Below are 15,553 nucleotides of genomic sequence, written 5' to 3'. Positions count from 1 at the left end.
TCGGTCCGCACGTCGGCGATGCCGGCACGGCGCAGCTCGGCCCCGAGGTCGTCCAGGCTCACGCTCATGCGCGCCATCCTCTCCCGGACCGCGGGGCCCGGCCCCCCCCCGCCCCCCCCCGGGGGCCCCCCCCCCCCCCCCCCCCCCCGGGGCGGGGGCCCCCCCCCCGGGGGGGGGGGGGGCCCCCCCCCCCCCCCCGCGCGCGGCTCGCGACGGGAGCGGTGGCGCGACGGATACCGTGACGCCCATGCGCCGACGCCCGCTGATCGCCCTGCTCCCGCTGGCCCTGCTCCTGCCCGCGTGCTCGGGCGGCGAGGAGGCGGCGGCGCCCGCGGACGCGATGCGCACGGCGCAGGAGCGCTTCGAGCAGGCCGGGGGAGTGCACATCGAGCTGAGCAGCTCTGGCCTGCCGCAGGGCCAGGACGGCGTCTCGAAGGCCAGCGGCGACGGCTCGGTCGACGCGAAGACCCCGGCCTTCTCGGGTGAGGTCACAGGGGTCATCGACGGCACCGCCGCGTCCGTCGAGATCATCGCCGTCGGGGCCAAGACGTGGATGTCCTTCTTCTCCTCCGACTTCAACCCCGTCGACATGAGCGACCTCGGCGCGCCCAACCCGGCGGAGTTCTTCCGCACCGGCTCCGGGGTCGGCCAGGTCGTCGCCGAGAGCACCGGCGTCACGGCCGGCGAGCGCACCCGGGACGGGGACGTCGTCCTGCAGTCCTACACCGGCAGCGTGCCCGCGAAGCCCGTCCAGGACCTCTTCCTCCTCGGCGAGGACGCCGACACCTTCGAGGTGACGTACGGCATCGAGCCGGGGTCGGGCGAGCTGCGCACCGCCGAGATCACCGGCGAGTTCTTCACGGGCGAGACCACGACGTACACCGTCGACCTCAGCGAGTACGGCAAGGACGTCGCCGTCGAGCCACCCGCGTGAGCGTCACCGCCGTGGGGCAGACCACCCGGCCCAGGGCGCTCCTCGCTCTCGCGTGCGCCGGCGTCGCCCTCGCGGCAGCCGACACCTACGTCGTCGTCCTCGCCCTCACCGACATGATGGCCGGCGTCGGCCTCACGCTCGACAGCCTGCAGCGGGCGACGCCGATCATCTCCGGCTTCCTCCTCGGCTACATCGCGGTGCTGCCGCTCATCGGACGCCTCGCCGACCTCGTGCCCCGCGGCCGGGTCCTCCTCGCCTGCCTCGTCCTCTTCGTCCTTGGCTCCGGCGTCACCGCGCTCGCCGTCGACCTCGACGTCCTCGTCGCCGGGCGGGTCGTCCAGGGGATCGGCGGCGGCGGTCTCGTCCCGGCGACCCTCGCGATCGTCGCCGACCTGTGGCCCGTGGGCCGCCGCGGCGTGCCGCTCGGGATGGTGGGCGCGGTCCAGGAGCTCGGCAGCGTCCTCGGGCCGGTCCTCGGCGCCGCCGTGCTCGCGGTCGCCGACTGGCGGGCGATCTTCTGGCTCAACGTCGTCCTCGCCCTCGTCCTCGCCGTCGCCCTGCGGGTCGTCGACCGGGAGGGGGCGAAGGGGGACCCGCTCACCCGCCCGGCCCGCCTGGGCCTCGCGCTCGGCGCGGTCGGGGTCGCCCTGCTGTGGCTGGCGCTCGCCGCGCCCCGACGGCTCGTCACCGACGTGACGCTCGGGCTCCCCTTCGTCCCCCTCGGGGATGCGGACCACCGCCTGGTCACGCCGGTGGGGGTGCTCGCGCTGGCACTCGGCGTGATCGCGCTCGCGGTCGCCCTGCGGCGGTGGTGGCCGACCCTGCGCGAGGGCGACCTCGTCGGGGCGCTGCTGCTCGGCACCGCCCTGGGCTGCGTCGTGCTCACCTTCGCCGCCGCCGACCCGGAGCGCGAGGTCGTCGGGCCGCTCGGCTACGCGCTGCTCCCGGTCGCGCTCGTCGCGGCAGGTCTCTTCGCGTGGCGTCAGCGCACCGCTCCGTCGCCGCTCGTGCCCCGCGGCACCCTCGGCGGACGGACCGGGTGGGCGCTCCTCGTCTCGGTGCTCGTCGGCGTCGCGCTCGTCTCCGTCGTCGTCGACGTGCCGCTGCTCGCGCGGCTGACGACCGACGGCGGCCAGACCCATGCGGCGATGGTGCTCCTGCGCTTCCTCGTCGCGGTGCCCGTCGGTGCGCTCGTCGGGGGCTGGCTGCTGCGCCACCTCGGAGCCGGACTTGTCGCGGGCACGGGCCTGGCGCTCATGGCCGCGGGGCTCGGGGCGATGTCGACGTGGGGGACCGGCTCGCTCGACGCGGTCGTCAGCTCGACCGCCGTCCTCGTCATGGCGGGTCTCGGCGCCGGCCTGGCCCTCGCGCCGGTCAACGACGCCGCCCTGGCCGACGCGCCGTCGTACGCCCACGGCACCGCGAGCTCGCTCGTCGTCGTCGCCCGGATGATCGGGATGGTGGTCGGCCTGGCCCTGCTGACAGGGGTCGGGCTGCACCGCTACTACGAGGCGGTCGCGGCGCTCAGCCCGGTCGACCGGACCTCGGCCGACGCGCTCGTCGGCGCGGCGATGGTGCAGGTCGAGACGGTCTTCGCCGGGGCCGCGCTGGCCGCGGGCCTGGGGGCCGTCGTCGCGGTGCTCACGCTGGGGCGCTCGCCCGAGCGGGTCAGGGCGTCGGCGAGCTCCTGAGCGGCCGGCCGAGGAGCAGGTCCTCGAGGTGCTCGACCACCCGGTCGGTGGCCTCGTAGGCGAGCATGTGCCCCGCGCGCGGCACGACGTCGAGCGCCGCCCCGGGGATGCGCTCGTGGTACATCCGGCTCCACCGCGCGGGGGTGAGCCGGTCGCGCTCACCCGCGAGGACGACGGTGGGGATGCCGGCGAAGACGCCCAGGGAGCCGATCTCGTCGTGGCCCTGCAGCGCGGAGAAGTACCGACCCGTCGCCCGCGCGCTCGTCGCCCGGCCCATGCTCACGACATGGGCGAGGTCGCGGGGGTCGGGCTCGTCCGCGCCGAAGGTGGCCCGGCGCACCATGTCGCGGGACATGGGCAGGGAGGGGACCGCCGAGGGCAGGACGGACTGCAGACCCATGACCACCCCTTCGCCCCGGATCGGGCGGCGCAGGGAGGCCAGCTCGGGGGTCGTCGCCATGAGCAGGACCCCGCGGGCGCGCTCGTGCAGCTCGTCGGGGTGCGCCCCGGCGTAGGCCATGACCGTCATGCCGCCCATCGAGTGGCCGCCGAGGACGAGAGGCCCGTCGGGGACCACCTCGCACAGGACCGCGCGCAGGGTCTCGCCGAGGTCGCGCACGGTGGCCCGACGCCCGCGCCCGAGCGTCGACAGCCCGTGGCCCGGCTGGTCGTAGGTGACGACGCGCACCGCGTGGCGCCGCTGCAGGGCGGAGACGACGCGCGCCCAGCTCGACTGGTCGAGCGTCCACCCGTGGGCGAGGACGAGCGTCGGCAGGTCGCCGTCGCCGGTCGTGCGGTGGTCGAGGACGTGGACCCGGGCGCCGTCCGGGCTGACGACCTCGCGGGTGACGACCTCGGAGGTGCCCGTCACGTCGGTCAGTCCTTCAGCTCGACGACGACGGGGGCGTGGTCGCTCGCGCCCTTGCCCTTGCGCTCCTCGCGGTCGATGGCCGCGCCGAGGACGCGGTCGGCGAGGGCGGGGGTGCCGAGGACGAAGTCGATGCGCATGCCGCGCTTCTTCGGGAAGGCGAGCTGCTGGTAGTCCCAGTAGGTGAAGGTGCCGGGGCCCGGTGCGTGCGGGCGCACGACGTCGACGAGGCCGTCGTCGAGGAAGGCCTGGAAGGCGGCCCGCTCGCGCGGGGAGACGTGGGTGCTGCCCTCGAAGGCCGACATGTCCCACACGTCCTCGTCGAAGGGGGCGATGTTGAAGTCGCCGCCGAGCGCGAGCGGCAGGTCGGGCTCGGCCGCCCGCCAGGCCGCGGTCTGGGCGCGCAGGGTCTCGAGCCACTGCAGCTTGTACTCGAGGTGCGGGTCGTCGAGGGTGCGCCCGTTGGGCACGTAGAGGCTCCACGCGCGCACGCCGCCGCACGTCGCGCCGATGGCGCGGGCCTCGGGGGCCGCGGGGTCGCCCCAGCCGGGGACGTCGGGGAAGCCGACCGAGACGTCGTCGAGCCCGACCCGCGAGGCAATGGCGACGCCGTTCCACTGGTTGAGGCCGTGGTGCGCGACCTCGTAGCCCAGCTCCTCGAAGCGGGCGAAGGGGAACTGCTCGTCCTTGGCCTTGGTCTCCTGCATGAGCAGGACGTCGGTCTCGGAGCGACCGAGCCAGTCGACCACCCGGTCGACACGAGAGCGGATGGAGTTGACGTTCCAGGTCGCGATGCGCACGGCCGCCACCCTACGCAGCCCTCCCGACAAGGGCCCGCCCCGTCGACGGTCGAGGGCGAAGGGGGAGCCGCTGCGCTGGTCGAGGTGCGACGAAGGGGCCGGTTGCTGGTCGAGGTGCGACGAAGGAGCCTCGAGACCACTGCACTCGCGCAGGTGGTCTCGAGGCTCGGGCGCTGCGCGCCCTTCGCACCTCGACCATCGAGGGCTCGACCATGACGACCTGACGTCGATCCGTGCACCTGGCACGGGACGTACCGCGTGCCAGGTGAGCACATCGCCGTCAGGCCGCCCGATCTTGCTGGTCGAGGCGCGACGAAGGAGCCTCGAGACCACTGCCCACGCGCCACTGGTCTCGAGGCTCGTGCGCTGCGCGCCCTTCGCACCTCGACCATCGAGGGCTCGACCGGCCACGACCCCTCGAGCGGAGACAGGGGCCGCCGCAGGCCGTAGCGTCGCTGTCATGCGACCCCTCATCGAGATCCCCGCCGCTGACGGCACCGCGGAGGCCGTCGTCGCCCGCCCGGACGCCGACGGCAGCTACCCGGGCGTCCTGCTGTGCATGGACGCCATCGGCCTGCGCCAGCAGATCGAGACCATGGCCGACCGCATCGCCTCCTGGGGCTACGTCGTCCTCGCGCCGAACACCTTCTACCGCTCCGGCACCGCCGCGCAGACGACGCCGACCGCTGACCTGCGCGACCCGGCCGAGCGCAAGGCCTACGGCCCGATCTCCATGGGCTACCTCGCCGAGCTGACGACCGAGCGCATCGAGGCCGACCTGCCCCACTACCTCGCCGCGCTGCGCGCCCTGCCCGGCGTCGCCGACGGCCCGGTCGGCGTCACCGGCTACTGCATGGGCGCCCGCCTGGCGACCATCGCCGCCGGCATCGACCAGGGCGTCGCGGCCGCGGCCGGCTTCCACGGCGCCCGCGTCGCCGTCGACGCGCCCGACAGCCCCCACCTGCGCCTGTCCGGTGCACGCGCCGACTTCGTCTACGGCCACGCCGACAACGACGGCGCCAACCCGCCCGAGGACGTGGCCCGTCTCGACGACGCGCTCGCCGAGCACGGCCTGTCCGCCCGCACCGCGGTCTACCCCGACGCCCCGCACGGCTTCACGATGGCCGACACGAGCAGCTATCAGGAGGCCGGCGCCGAGCGTCACTTCGACGAGCTGCGCGAGCTCTTCGCGCGCACCCTCGGCGGCCGATGAGCACCGCTCTCGTCACCGGCGCGACCGCCGGCATCGGGCACGAGTTCTGCGAGCAGCTCGCGGCGAAGGGGGACGACCTCGTCCTCGTCGCTCGCGACGCTGTCCGCCTCGAGCAGGTCGCCGACGAGCTGCGCGAGCGCCACGGCGTCGCCGTCGAGGTCCTCGTCGCGGACCTGTCCGACCGCGCCCAGCTGCAGCGGGTCGCCGACCGGCTGGGCGAGGCGGACCGGCCGGTCGACGTCCTCGTCAACAACGCGGGCTACGGGCTCGCCACCCCCTTCGCCCAGTCCGAGATCGCCGACGAGGAGCGTCTCCTCGACGTCCTCGTCCGCGCGGTCCTCGTCCTCTCGCACTCCGCCGCGCGGGCGATGACCACCCGCGGGCGCGGGCGCATCATCAACGTCTCGTCCGTCGCCGGCTACCTCGCCGGCGGGCCGTACTCCGCGGCCAAGGCGTACGTCACGACCCTCACCGAGTCGCTCTCGGGGCAGCTGCGCGGGACCGGTGTCACGGCTACGGCGGTGTGCCCGGGCTACGTCGTCACCGAGTTCCACGAGCGGGCCGGCATCGACCACGGCGCGCGGTCGGGGCCGTTGTGGCTGGACGCCGCCGACCTCGTGCGCGAGGCGCTCGCCGACGCCGAGCGCGGCCGCGCCGTGAGCGTCCCGAGCGTGCAGTACAAGGCGATCGCCACCGCGCTGCGCCACCTGCCGCGCGGCGTCGTGCGTCGCGCGACGACCCGCAGCCCGCGCGGCGGTCGCTGACGAAGGGGGACCCATCCCCCTTCGCCACCCCTCCTACAAAACCCTGCTGGCTGGGTCTTGACGAGCCACGACCCCTTCGAGAGGGTCCTGGCTCGTCGAAAGGCTGCTGGCAGGGTCTTGTAGGGGCGCCGCGGACCGGGCGACCCGGCCGGAGCGCGATCCCTAAACTCGACGACCATGACCGACATCGCTGCCGACCGCGCCCGCCTGCTCGAGATCGTCCGCGAGAAGGCGATCGTCCACGGACGGGTCACCCTCTCCTCGGGCAAGGAGGCCGACTACTACGTCGACCTGCGGCGGATCACCCTCGACGGCGAGGCCAGCCCGCTCGTCGGCCGGGTCATGCGTGACCTCGTCGCCGACCTCGACGTCGTCGCCGTCGGCGGCCTCACCCTCGGCGCCGACCCGGTCGCGACCTCGATGCTCCACGCCGCCGCGGCGGCGGGGGAGCGGCTCGACGCCTTCGTCGTTCGCAAGCAGGGCAAGGCGCACGGTCTCCAGCAGCGCATCGAGGGTCCCTCGGTCGCCGGCCGACGCGTCCTCGTCGTCGAGGACACGACGACGACGGGCGGCTCGCCCCTCGACGCCGTCGCCGCCGTGCGCGAGGCCGGCGGCGAGGTCGTCGCCGTCGCGACGATCGCCGATCGCGACACCGGGGCGGGGGCGCGCATCGAGGACGAGGCGGGCGTGCCCTACCGCTTCGTCTACTCGCTGGCGGACCTCGGTCTGGCCTGAGGGCGGGGCGCGGCGGGGACCAGCACGGTCCCGCTCCGCGGAACATCGGCGGACGAGACTTGCCTCGAGGGGTTAGGTCCTCCTAAGTTAGGCCTGCCTCACTGAGGCAGCGCTGACCTCGGCGCCCCGTCGTTCGTGAAGGAACCTCGCATGACCCGCCTCTCCCGCCGATCCTTCGTCGGTGCCGTCGCCCTCGCCCCCGTCGTCGCCCTCGGAGCCTGCTCGACCGGTCCGGGCGAGGACACCGCCGCTGCCGGCTCCGGCGCGAGCACCTCGGCCGCGGCCGACGCCTTCCCCGTGACCATCGAGCACGCCCTCGGCGAGACGACGATCGAGAAGGCCCCGACGAAGATCGCGACCGTCGGCTGGTCCGACCAGGACGTCGTCGCCTCCTTCGGCGTCGTGCCCGTCGGCGCGCCGGCCATCACCTGGGGCGGCAACAAGGACAAGTCGACCGACTGGTTCGACGCCGCCGTCGACGAGATCGACCCCGACGCCGAGATCGTGCGCTACGACGACGCGGACGGCGTCCCCGTCGACGAGATCGCCAAGCTCGCCCCCGACCTCGTCCTCGGCGTCAACTCCGGGATGTCGCAGGACGAGTACGACAAGCTGACGAAGATCGCCCCGACCGTCGCCTACCCGGGCGCCCCGTGGGGCACCTCGTGGGAGGACTCGGTCGAGCTCGTCGGCAAGGCCCTCGGCCAGGAGGACAAGGCGACGCAGATCACCGACGACCTCAACGCCGACATCGACGAGGCCGTCGCGAAGTACCCCGAGATCAAGGGCAAGTCCGCCGCCTGGATCTGGTTCACCCCCACCGACCTGTCGACGATCGGCGTCTACGCCAGCACCGACCTGCGCCCGCAGATGCTCGAGCGCTTCGGCATGACCGAGCCCGACTTCGTGGCGAAGGGGAGCAAGGACGGCGCCTTCAGCTTCGAGCTGTCCTCGGAGCGCTCGACCGACGTCGACGCCGACCTCGTCGTCTTCTACGTCGAGGAGGACGGCCAGGTCGAGAAGCTCAAGAAGGACCCGCTCCTCGGCAAGATCCCGGCCCTCAAGGACGACCACTACGTCGGCTCCGCCGACAACGCCACGGCGCTGTCGATGTCCTCGCCGACCCCGCTGTCGCTGCCGGTCGCGCTCGAGGACTTCCTGCCCAAGCTCGCGTCCGCGGCCGAGGGCAAGCCCGCGTCGTGACCTCGTCCGCGAAGACGACCGTCGTCGCGGCGAGCGGCCTCGTGCTGCTCGCCGCGACGGCGGCGCTCTCGCTGCTCGTCGGCTCCCAGGGGATCTCCCCGGCCGCCGTGCTCGGCGCCCTGCGCGGCGCCGGTGACGACCTCGCGAGCGGCATCGTCGCCGCCCGGGTCGACCGCACGCTCATCGCCGTCGTCGTCGGGGCGTGCATCGCCCTGGCCGGCGTCGTCCTGCAGGGCCTGACCCGCAACCCCATCGCCGAGCCCGGCATCCTCGGGCTCAACTCCGGCGCCGCCCTGCTCGTCGTCATCGGCATCCGGCTGGGCCTGCTCGACGACGTCGTCGACTACCTGTGGACCGCGCTCGTCGGCGTCGTCATCACCGGTCTCGTCGTGCACCTCATCACCCTCAGCGTGCCGGTGCAGCGTCAGCCGATGACGACCGCGCTCGCTGGCGCCGCGATCCTCGCGGCGACCTCGAGCATCATGGTCGGGCTGCTCGTCAGCGACGACGGGGCGCTCGACGTCTTCCGCTACTGGCAGGTGGGCTCGGTCGCCGGCAAGGACGCCTCGATCATCGGGCAGGTCCTGCCCTTCCTCCTCGTCGGCCTCGTGCTGACGCTCGCCTCGGGCCGCACGCTCAACACCATGGCCCTCGGCGACGACGTCGCCCGCGCGCTCGGCCAGCGGGTGCTGCTCGCCCGCGGCTCGGCCCTGGTCGGCGCGCTCCTGCTCACCGCCACCGCGTGCGCGCTCGCCGGCCCCATCGCCTTCGTCGGGCTCGCCGTGCCGCACGTCGTGCGCCTCCTCGGCGGCTCGGACAACCGCCGGGTGCTCCTCGGCTCCCTCCTGCTCGGCCCGAGCCTGCTCCTGCTCGCCGACAGCCTCGGCCGGGTCGTCAGCCCGCCCTCGGAGGTCCAGGTCGGCGTCATGACGGCGGTCATCGGCGCGCCGGCGCTCATCATCGTCGCCCGCCGGGCGGTGCGCGGATGAGCACCGCCCTCGCCCCCGCCGAGCAGGTCCGTCAGGTCCGCCGCTCGCGCTCGCGGCGGGCGCTGCGTCGCACCCTCGTGCTCCTCGTCCTCGTCGTCGCCGCCTTCGTCGTGCGCGTCACCCTCGGCGACTACACGGTGACGATCCCCGACACGCTGCGCATCATCGGCGGCGAGAGCATCCCCGGCGCGTCCTTCATCGTCATGGAGTCGAAGCTGCCGCGCGCGGTCCTCGCCCTCCTCGCCGGCGGCGCTCTCGCCGTCGCGGGCGCGCTCATGCAGGACCTCGTGCGCAACCCCCTCGCCAGCCCCGACATCCTCGGCGTGAGCGGCGGCGCGTCGACCGGCGCCCTCTTCGCGCTCGTCGTCCTCGGCTGGCAGGGCGGGGCGGTCAGCGCCGCAGGCTTCGCCGGGGCGGTCGTCGTCACCGCCCTCCTCCTCGTCCTCGGGCGGGGGGCGAAGGGGGGAGAGCAGGCGGTCATCGTCGTCGGCGTCGGCTGCGCCGCCCTCCTCGTCGCGCTCACCCACTGGGTGCTGCTCAAGGCCGACATCTACCGACTCACCGAGGCGATGTCGTGGCTGTCCGGCTCGGTGGCCCAGGGCACGTGGACCGACATCGGCCGTCTCGCCGTGGTCGTCGCGGTGCTGCTGCCCACCGTGCTGGTGCTCCACCGCGAGCTGCGCGTCGTCATGCTCGGCGACGACCTCGCCGCCGGGCTCGGCGTCCCGGTGGCCCGCCGCCGCGCCCTGGCCCTGCTGTGCATCGTGCTGCTCGTCGCGACGACGTGCGCGATCTGCGGGCCGATCGCCTTCGTCGCCCTGCTCGCCGGGCCGATCGGGCGGCGGCTGCACGGCGGCCGCACCCGGCTCGTCGACATCGCCCTCGTCGGCGCGCTCATGACGATCGTCGCCGACTACGTCGCCGCGTACCTCGTGCCCGGCGGCGCGAACCTGCCCGTGGGCGTCGTCACCGGTCTGGCCGGTGCGCCCTTCCTCCTGTGGCTCATCGCCACCCGATCCCGAGTGGAGCTGAGATGACGGTGACCGCTGCGCGACCGATCACGACCGAGCAGGCGGCCCCGACCGCCTCTCGTCTGCGTGCCGAAGGGGTGAGCCTGGGCTACCGCGACCGCACCGTGGTGCAGGGGCTCGACTTGTCGGTGCCCGACGGCCGGGTGAGCGCCATCGTCGGCCCCAACGGCTGCGGCAAGTCCACGCTGCTGCGCGGGCTCGTGCGTCTGCTCGCCCCGAGCGCGGGCCAGGTCGTGCTCGACGGCGAGGACATCTCTTCGATCCCGACGAAGGAGGTGGCGCGCCGCATCGGCCTGCTGCCGCAGGCGCCGCTGGCCCCGGAGGGCCTGAGCGTCGCCGAGCTCGTCGCCCACGGCCGGCACCCCCACCACTCGCTGCTGCGCCGCCCCGGCCCGCAGGACGACGCGATCGTCGCCGAGGCCCTCGAGCTCACCGACACCCTCTCGCTCGCCGACCGTGCGGTCGACGAGCTGAGCGGCGGCCAGCGCCAGCGCGTGTGGATCGCGCTCGCGCTCGCGCAGCAGCCGGGCATCCTCCTGCTCGACGAGCCGACGTCCTTCCTCGACATCGCCCACCAGGTCGAGGTGCTCGAGCTCGTGCGCCGGCTCAACGCCGAGCGCGGCACGACGTGCGTCATGGTCCTGCACGACCTCGCGATGGCCGCCCGCTACGCCGACCACGTCGTCGCCATGCGCGACGGCGAGGTCGTGGCGCAGGGCTCGCCGGTCGAGGTCGTCACCGAAGAGCTCGTCTCGAGCGTCTTCGACATCCGCTGCCGCATCCTCACCGACCCCGACACGGGGACCCCCGTCGTGCTCCCGCGCGGCATGCCGACCCCGACCGCGAAGGACCAGGAGATCTCATGACCGCGATCGTCACCAAGGCCGGCGCGAAGGTCCGCGACGCCCTGCTCGAGGGCGCCTCGAAGGCCTACGGCTCGGCGATGGCCCCGACCCGTGACCGGGACGGCCACGAGCAGCTCGAGATGACGGTGAGCCGGGTCGTCGACCTCAGCGCGTCGGTGCGGCGCCTGACCTTCACCTCCGAGGACCTGCGCCACTTCGAGCGGGTGGGTGCCGACGAGTACTTCGGGCTGCTCATGCCGCGCCGGGGCGTCCCGCTCGTCATGCCCGACCCGGAGCGCCGCGACTGCCGGGCCGCCGTCGCCGACATCGACGAGGACGTCCGCCCCGACCTGCGCTGGTACACGATCCGCGCCCACCGCCCCGAGCTCGGCGAGATCGACGTCGACGTCGTGACCCACGGCGACTCGGGCCCCGGGTCCTCCTGGGTGCGTCGGGCGACCGTCGGCGACCCGGCCGGCCTGCGCTCGGGTGGTGCCCTCTACCGCGGTGACGACGTCGCCGGGCCCCAGCTGCTCGTCGCCGACGAGACGGCGATCCCGGCCCTGCTCGCGATCCTCGACGATCGAGCCGCACGGGGGCTGACCGGCGAGGTCCGCATCCACGTCGAGGTGCCCGACGCCGAGACGGCGACCGCCATGGGCGTCCCCGCGGGGGTACACGTGCACGCGCGCGGCGAGGCGGCCCCCGGCACCGTCGTCCTCGAGGCGATCCGTGGCGAGCACGCCCGCGACACCCTCGACCTCGACTACGCCTGGCTGTGCGGCGAGTCCGGTCTCGTCACCTGCCTGCGTCGCCACCTCGTCAAGGAGCTCGGCGCCGAGCGACGCCGCGTCCTCTTCAGCGGCTACTGGAAGCTCGGGGCCGCCCGCCCCTGACCCGGGCTCGCCCCCCTTCGTGCCACCACTACCTCGAGCTACGGCGCAGTAGTGGTCGTGATCGCGACCAGTACTGCGCCGTAGCCGGAGGGGTAGCGGGGTGGGGGCACGAAGGGGGGTCAGCGCGCGGCGAGCGTGACGGCCGTCGCGAGCGCGGCGGTCACCGCCTCGTAGCCCTTGTCCTCGCTCGACCCCGGCAGGCCCGCGCGGTCGAGCGCCTGCTCGTCGGTGTCGCACGTGAGCACGCCGAAGCCGACGGGCACGCCGGTGCGCACGCTCACCTCGGTGAGCCCGACGGTCGCGGCCTGGCACACGTACTCGAAGTGGGGCGTGCCACCGCGCACGACGACCCCGAGCGCCACGAGCGCGTCGTGGTCCTGCGCCAGCCGCGCCGCGGCGACCGGCAGCTCGAAGGTCCCCGGCACCCGGACGACCTCGATCTCGGGCAGGCCGCAGTCGGCGGCACCGCGACGGGCCCCGTCGATCAGCCCGTCCATGACCTCCTCGTGCCAGCTCGCGGCGACGACGACGGCACGCAGGCCGCTCGCGTCGCAGGTGGTGCTGCTCGGTGCTCCGTGGCCGCTCATGCGGGCCTCCTGCTCGTCGTGCCGGCGGTGGGGTTGGTGCGGGGGGTCGCGGCGACCGGGCCGGCCCCGTCGGGTGGGGCGGTGTGCCCGAGCCGGTCCCGCTTCGTCGCGAGGTACCCGGCGTTGTCCGGGCCCTCGCCGACGTGGATCGGCACCCGGCGCACGGTGATCTCGCCGCGCTCGAGCGCCTCGACCTTCGCCGGGTTGTTCGTCATGAGCTCGACGTCGGTGAGCCCGAGGTCGTGCAGCACGGCGACGGCGGCGCCGTACTCACGGGCGTCGACGGGCAGGCCGAGCGCGATCTGCGCCTCGACCGTGTCGGCGCCGGCGTCCTGCTCGGCGTAGGCGCGCAGCTTGTCGAGCAGCCCGACGCCGCGGCCCTCGTGCCCGCGCAGGTAGACGACAGCACCGCCGTGCTCGGCGACCTCGGCGAGCGCGGCGTCGAGCTGGGGCCCGCAGTCGCAGCGTCGCGAGCCGAAGGCATCGCCGGTGAGGCACTCGGAGTGCACCCGGACCCGGGAGCCGCCCGGCCGCGTGAGCGCGACGTGCTCGGCGCCGGTGACGAGGTCGCGGTAGCCGTGGGCGACGAGCCGGCCGTGCCGGGTGGGCAGGGTCGTCGTCGTCACCCGCTCGACGCGGTCGTGCAGGTGGCGCCACGCGACGAGGTCGGCGATGGTGACGACCAGCAGGTCGTGCTCCGCGCCGAGCGCGAGCACCTCGGGGGTGCGCAGCATCGTCCCGTCGTCGGCCGTGAGCTCGCCGATGGCGCCGACCGGCTCGAGACCGGCGAGCCGGCACAGGTCGACCGTCGCCTCGGTGTGGCCACGGCGCACGAGGACGCCTCCGTCACGGGCGCGAAGGGGGACGACGTGCCCCGGGCGCACGAGGTCGCCGGGGGTGGCCGTGGGGTCGGCGAGCACGTGGAGGGTGCGGGTGCGGTCGGCGGCGCTGATGCCGGTCGTCACCTGGGCCGCGGCGTCGACGGTGATCGTGTACGCGGTGCGCAGCGAGTCCTCGTTGCGCGTCACCATGAGCGGCAGCTCGAGCCGGTCGGCGCGCTCCTCGGTCATCGGCGCGCAGATGTAGCCCGACGTGTACCGGATCGTCCACGCGAGCCACTCGGCGGTGGCCGTCTGCGCGGCGAGGACGACGTCGCCCTCGTCCTCGCGGTCGGCGTCGTCGAGCACGAGCACCGGGCGCCCGGCGCGCAGGGCCTCGAGGGCGTCGGGGATCGTCGCGAAGCCGCTCATGACGCGGCCTGACGGTCGCCGAGCAGCCCGGCCACGTACTTCGCGAGCACGTCGGTCTCGAGGTTGACCCGGTCGCCGACCGCCCGCCGGCCCAGCGTCGTCTCCGCGAGCGTCGTCGGTATGAGCGAGACCTCGAAGCCCGCGTCGGTCAGCCCGCTCACGGTGAGCGAGGTGCCGTCGACGGCGACCGAGCCCTTGCGCACGAGGTGGGGGCGCAGCTCCTCGGGCACGCTCACCTCGAGCACCTCCCAGCGCTCGTGCACGGTGCGCGCGACGACCTCGCCGACGCCGTCGACGTGGCCCTGGACGACGTGCCCGTCGAGCCGGCCGTCGGCGCGCAGCGCGCGCTCGAGGTTGACCGGGTCGCCCGGGGCGAGCCCGCCGAGGGTGGTCCAGCGCAGGGTCTCGCCCATGACGTCGGCGGTGAAGCGCTCGCCGTCGTGCTCGACGACGGTGAGGCACACCCCGCCGACGGCGATGGAGCACCCGGGACGGGCGTCGACGAGCACGCCCGGGCCCTCGATCGTCATCCGGGCGCTGCCGACGTCGGCCTCGCCCCCGTCACCGGGCTGCTCGTGCTCGACGGCGAGCACGGTCCCGACCTCCTCGATGATGCCGGTGAACATCAGTCCTCCTCGTGGTGCTGGTCGGAGCCGGCGGTGCCGACGCTCAGGTCGATGCGCACGTCGTCGCCGACGAGGCGCACGCCCTCGGTGCGCAGACGACGTGCCTGGGTGATGGTCGTGACGCCGAGATCGCCGAGCGCGGACGGGCCGGCGCCGAGCAGCGCGGGGGCGAGGTAGGCGATGACGTCGTCCACGCAGCCCGCGCGCCAGAAGGCCGCGGCGACGGTCGGCCCGCCCTCGAGCCACACCGAGCGCACGCCTCGGGCGTGCAGCTCGGCCAGCGCCGCCCGCACGTCATGGGTCGGCAGGTGCAGGGTCGGCGCGTCACCGTCGAGCACCCGCGCGCCGCGGGGGACGAGACGGTGCCCGAGCACGACCCGCAGCGGCTGCCGGGGGAGGAGCTCGCCGTCGGCGTCGCGCGCGGTGAGCTGGGGGTCGTCGGCGAGCACGGTGCCGACGCCGACGAGGACGGCGCCGTGCTGGGCCCGGGCCCGACCCACGTCGACCCGGGCCTCCCGCCCGGTGATCCACCGGCTCGTGCCGTCGGCGGCGGCCACGCGACCGTCGAGGGTCGACGCGTACTTCCACGTGACGCGGGGGCGGCCGTGCACGATCGCGAAGCGCCAGTCGCGCACGAGCGCGTCGGCCTCGTCGGCGAGCACGCCGCCGCGGACCTCGACCCCGGCGTCGCGCAGCACCTGCGCCCCGCCGCCGGACCGGGCCCCCGGGTCGCTGCTCGCGTGGACGACCCGCCCGACCCCGGCCGCCAACAGCGCCTCGGTGCACGGGCCGGTCCGGCCGGTGTGCGCGCACGGCTCGAGGCTCACGTAGGCGGTCGCGCCCCGTGCTCGCTCGCCGGCGGCCTCGAGCGCGACGACCTCGGCATGCGCGGTGCCCGCGCCGTGGTGCCAGCCCTCGCCGACCACCTGCGGGCCGTCGGGCCGGTCGGCCACGAGGACCGCGCCGACCCGGGGGTTGGGGTCGACGGCGGGGCCGCGCTCCGCCAGCTCGAGGGCGCGCCGCACCCACCGCTCGTCATCATCAGGCCCGGTCACCCTGGGTCCTCCTGCCGTCGCCGTCTCCAGGCTCCGGGGGGTCGCGCGAGGGTGCGCAGGCCACGG

Annotated in this window: 16 protein-coding genes; 10 read left to right on the top strand and 6 right to left on the bottom strand. The window is 74.8% G+C overall.

The features are described 5' to 3' along the window. Positions 1-247 precede the first annotated feature (247 nt). Entirely contained in the window at positions 248-934 is a 687-nt protein-coding gene (locus tag ABIB53_RS15890; protein ID WP_354588883.1) for an LppX_LprAFG lipoprotein, read from the top strand. After that, positions 931-2,625 (top strand): MFS transporter, encoded by a 1,695-nt coding sequence (locus ABIB53_RS15885; protein WP_354588882.1) that lies wholly within the window; start codon positions 931-933, stop codon positions 2,623-2,625. The genes ABIB53_RS15890 and ABIB53_RS15885 overlap by 4 nt, the downstream gene beginning before the upstream one ends. Here ABIB53_RS15885 and ABIB53_RS15880 read toward each other — a convergent pair. Both ABIB53_RS15880 and ABIB53_RS15875 read right to left on the bottom strand, forming a co-directional pair. After that, entirely contained in the window at positions 2,603-3,496 is an 894-nt protein-coding gene (locus tag ABIB53_RS15880) for an alpha/beta fold hydrolase (RefSeq protein WP_354588881.1), read from the bottom strand. The two genes, ABIB53_RS15885 and ABIB53_RS15880, sit on opposite strands and share 23 nt — an antisense overlap. A 5-nt stretch (positions 3,497-3,501) precedes the next feature. Continuing rightward, positions 3,502-4,293 (bottom strand): exodeoxyribonuclease III, encoded by a 792-nt coding sequence (locus ABIB53_RS15875; protein ID WP_191563505.1) that lies wholly within the window; start codon positions 4,291-4,293, stop codon positions 3,502-3,504. A gap of 460 nt (positions 4,294-4,753) precedes the next feature. Here ABIB53_RS15875 and ABIB53_RS15870 point away from each other — a divergent pair, with 460 nt between their 5' ends. From ABIB53_RS15870 to ABIB53_RS15835, 8 genes are all read left to right on the top strand, one after another. Next, positions 4,754-5,506 (top strand): dienelactone hydrolase family protein, encoded by a 753-nt coding sequence (locus tag ABIB53_RS15870; protein WP_191680800.1) that lies wholly within the window; start codon positions 4,754-4,756, stop codon positions 5,504-5,506. Further along, the gene (locus ABIB53_RS15865) at positions 5,503-6,270 is read left to right on the top strand and encodes an SDR family NAD(P)-dependent oxidoreductase (protein ID WP_354588880.1); all 768 of its coding nucleotides are present in this window, start codon (positions 5,503-5,505) and stop codon (positions 6,268-6,270) included. Before ABIB53_RS15870 ends, ABIB53_RS15865 begins: the two co-directional genes overlap by 4 nt. Before the next feature lie 177 nt (positions 6,271-6,447). After that, a complete protein-coding gene (pyrE, locus tag ABIB53_RS15860; RefSeq protein ID WP_123092464.1) occupies positions 6,448-7,005 on the top strand; it encodes an orotate phosphoribosyltransferase in 558 nt (185 codons plus the stop codon). A gap of 150 nt (positions 7,006-7,155) precedes the next feature. Further along, the gene (locus ABIB53_RS15855) at positions 7,156-8,208 is read left to right on the top strand and encodes an ABC transporter substrate-binding protein (protein WP_354588879.1); all 1,053 of its coding nucleotides are present in this window, start codon (positions 7,156-7,158) and stop codon (positions 8,206-8,208) included. Next, positions 8,205-9,197, top strand: coding sequence for a FecCD family ABC transporter permease (locus ABIB53_RS15850; protein WP_354588878.1), 993 nt, complete (start codon positions 8,205-8,207; stop codon positions 9,195-9,197). The genes ABIB53_RS15855 and ABIB53_RS15850 overlap by 4 nt, the downstream gene beginning before the upstream one ends. Continuing rightward, a complete protein-coding gene (locus ABIB53_RS15845; protein WP_201465039.1) occupies positions 9,194-10,234 on the top strand; it encodes a FecCD family ABC transporter permease in 1,041 nt (346 codons plus the stop codon). Before ABIB53_RS15850 ends, ABIB53_RS15845 begins: the two co-directional genes overlap by 4 nt. Next, on the top strand, positions 10,231-11,094 hold the full coding sequence (locus ABIB53_RS15840) for an ABC transporter ATP-binding protein (protein ID WP_068271951.1): 864 nt from the start codon (positions 10,231-10,233) through the stop codon (positions 11,092-11,094). Before ABIB53_RS15845 ends, ABIB53_RS15840 begins: the two co-directional genes overlap by 4 nt. After that, positions 11,091-11,969 (top strand): siderophore-interacting protein, encoded by an 879-nt coding sequence (locus ABIB53_RS15835; protein WP_123092460.1) that lies wholly within the window; start codon positions 11,091-11,093, stop codon positions 11,967-11,969. Before ABIB53_RS15840 ends, ABIB53_RS15835 begins: the two co-directional genes overlap by 4 nt. A gap of 119 nt (positions 11,970-12,088) precedes the next feature. Here the strand turns inward: ABIB53_RS15835 and ribH are convergent, their stop codons facing one another. The 4 genes from ribH to ribD are packed head-to-tail and all read right to left on the bottom strand — an operon-like array spanning position 12,089 to position 15,487. Beyond that, complete coding sequence (ribH, locus tag ABIB53_RS15830; RefSeq protein WP_229300301.1) at positions 12,089-12,556, bottom strand: 6,7-dimethyl-8-ribityllumazine synthase; 468 nt, start codon at positions 12,554-12,556, stop codon at positions 12,089-12,091. Further along, a complete protein-coding gene (ribB, locus tag ABIB53_RS15825) occupies positions 12,553-13,806 on the bottom strand; it encodes a 3,4-dihydroxy-2-butanone-4-phosphate synthase (RefSeq protein WP_354588877.1) in 1,254 nt (417 codons plus the stop codon). Before ribB ends, ribH begins: the two co-directional genes overlap by 4 nt. After that, on the bottom strand, positions 13,803-14,432 hold the full coding sequence (locus ABIB53_RS15820; RefSeq protein WP_354588876.1) for a riboflavin synthase: 630 nt from the start codon (positions 14,430-14,432) through the stop codon (positions 13,803-13,805). The genes ribB and ABIB53_RS15820 overlap by 4 nt, the downstream gene beginning before the upstream one ends. Continuing rightward, complete coding sequence (gene ribD, locus ABIB53_RS15815) at positions 14,432-15,487, bottom strand: bifunctional diaminohydroxyphosphoribosylaminopyrimidine deaminase/5-amino-6-(5-phosphoribosylamino)uracil reductase RibD (RefSeq protein WP_354588875.1); 1,056 nt, start codon at positions 15,485-15,487, stop codon at positions 14,432-14,434. Before ribD ends, ABIB53_RS15820 begins: the two co-directional genes overlap by 1 nt. Between the last annotated feature and the right edge of the window lie 66 nt (positions 15,488-15,553).

This window comes from Janibacter sp. UYMM211 (assembly GCF_040547045.1).
Taxonomy (GTDB): Bacteria; Actinomycetota; Actinomycetes; order Actinomycetales; family Dermatophilaceae; genus Marihabitans; species Marihabitans melonis.
The sequence above is the reverse complement of the archived record's forward strand: the minus strand, read 5'-3'. Positions and strand labels throughout refer to the sequence as shown.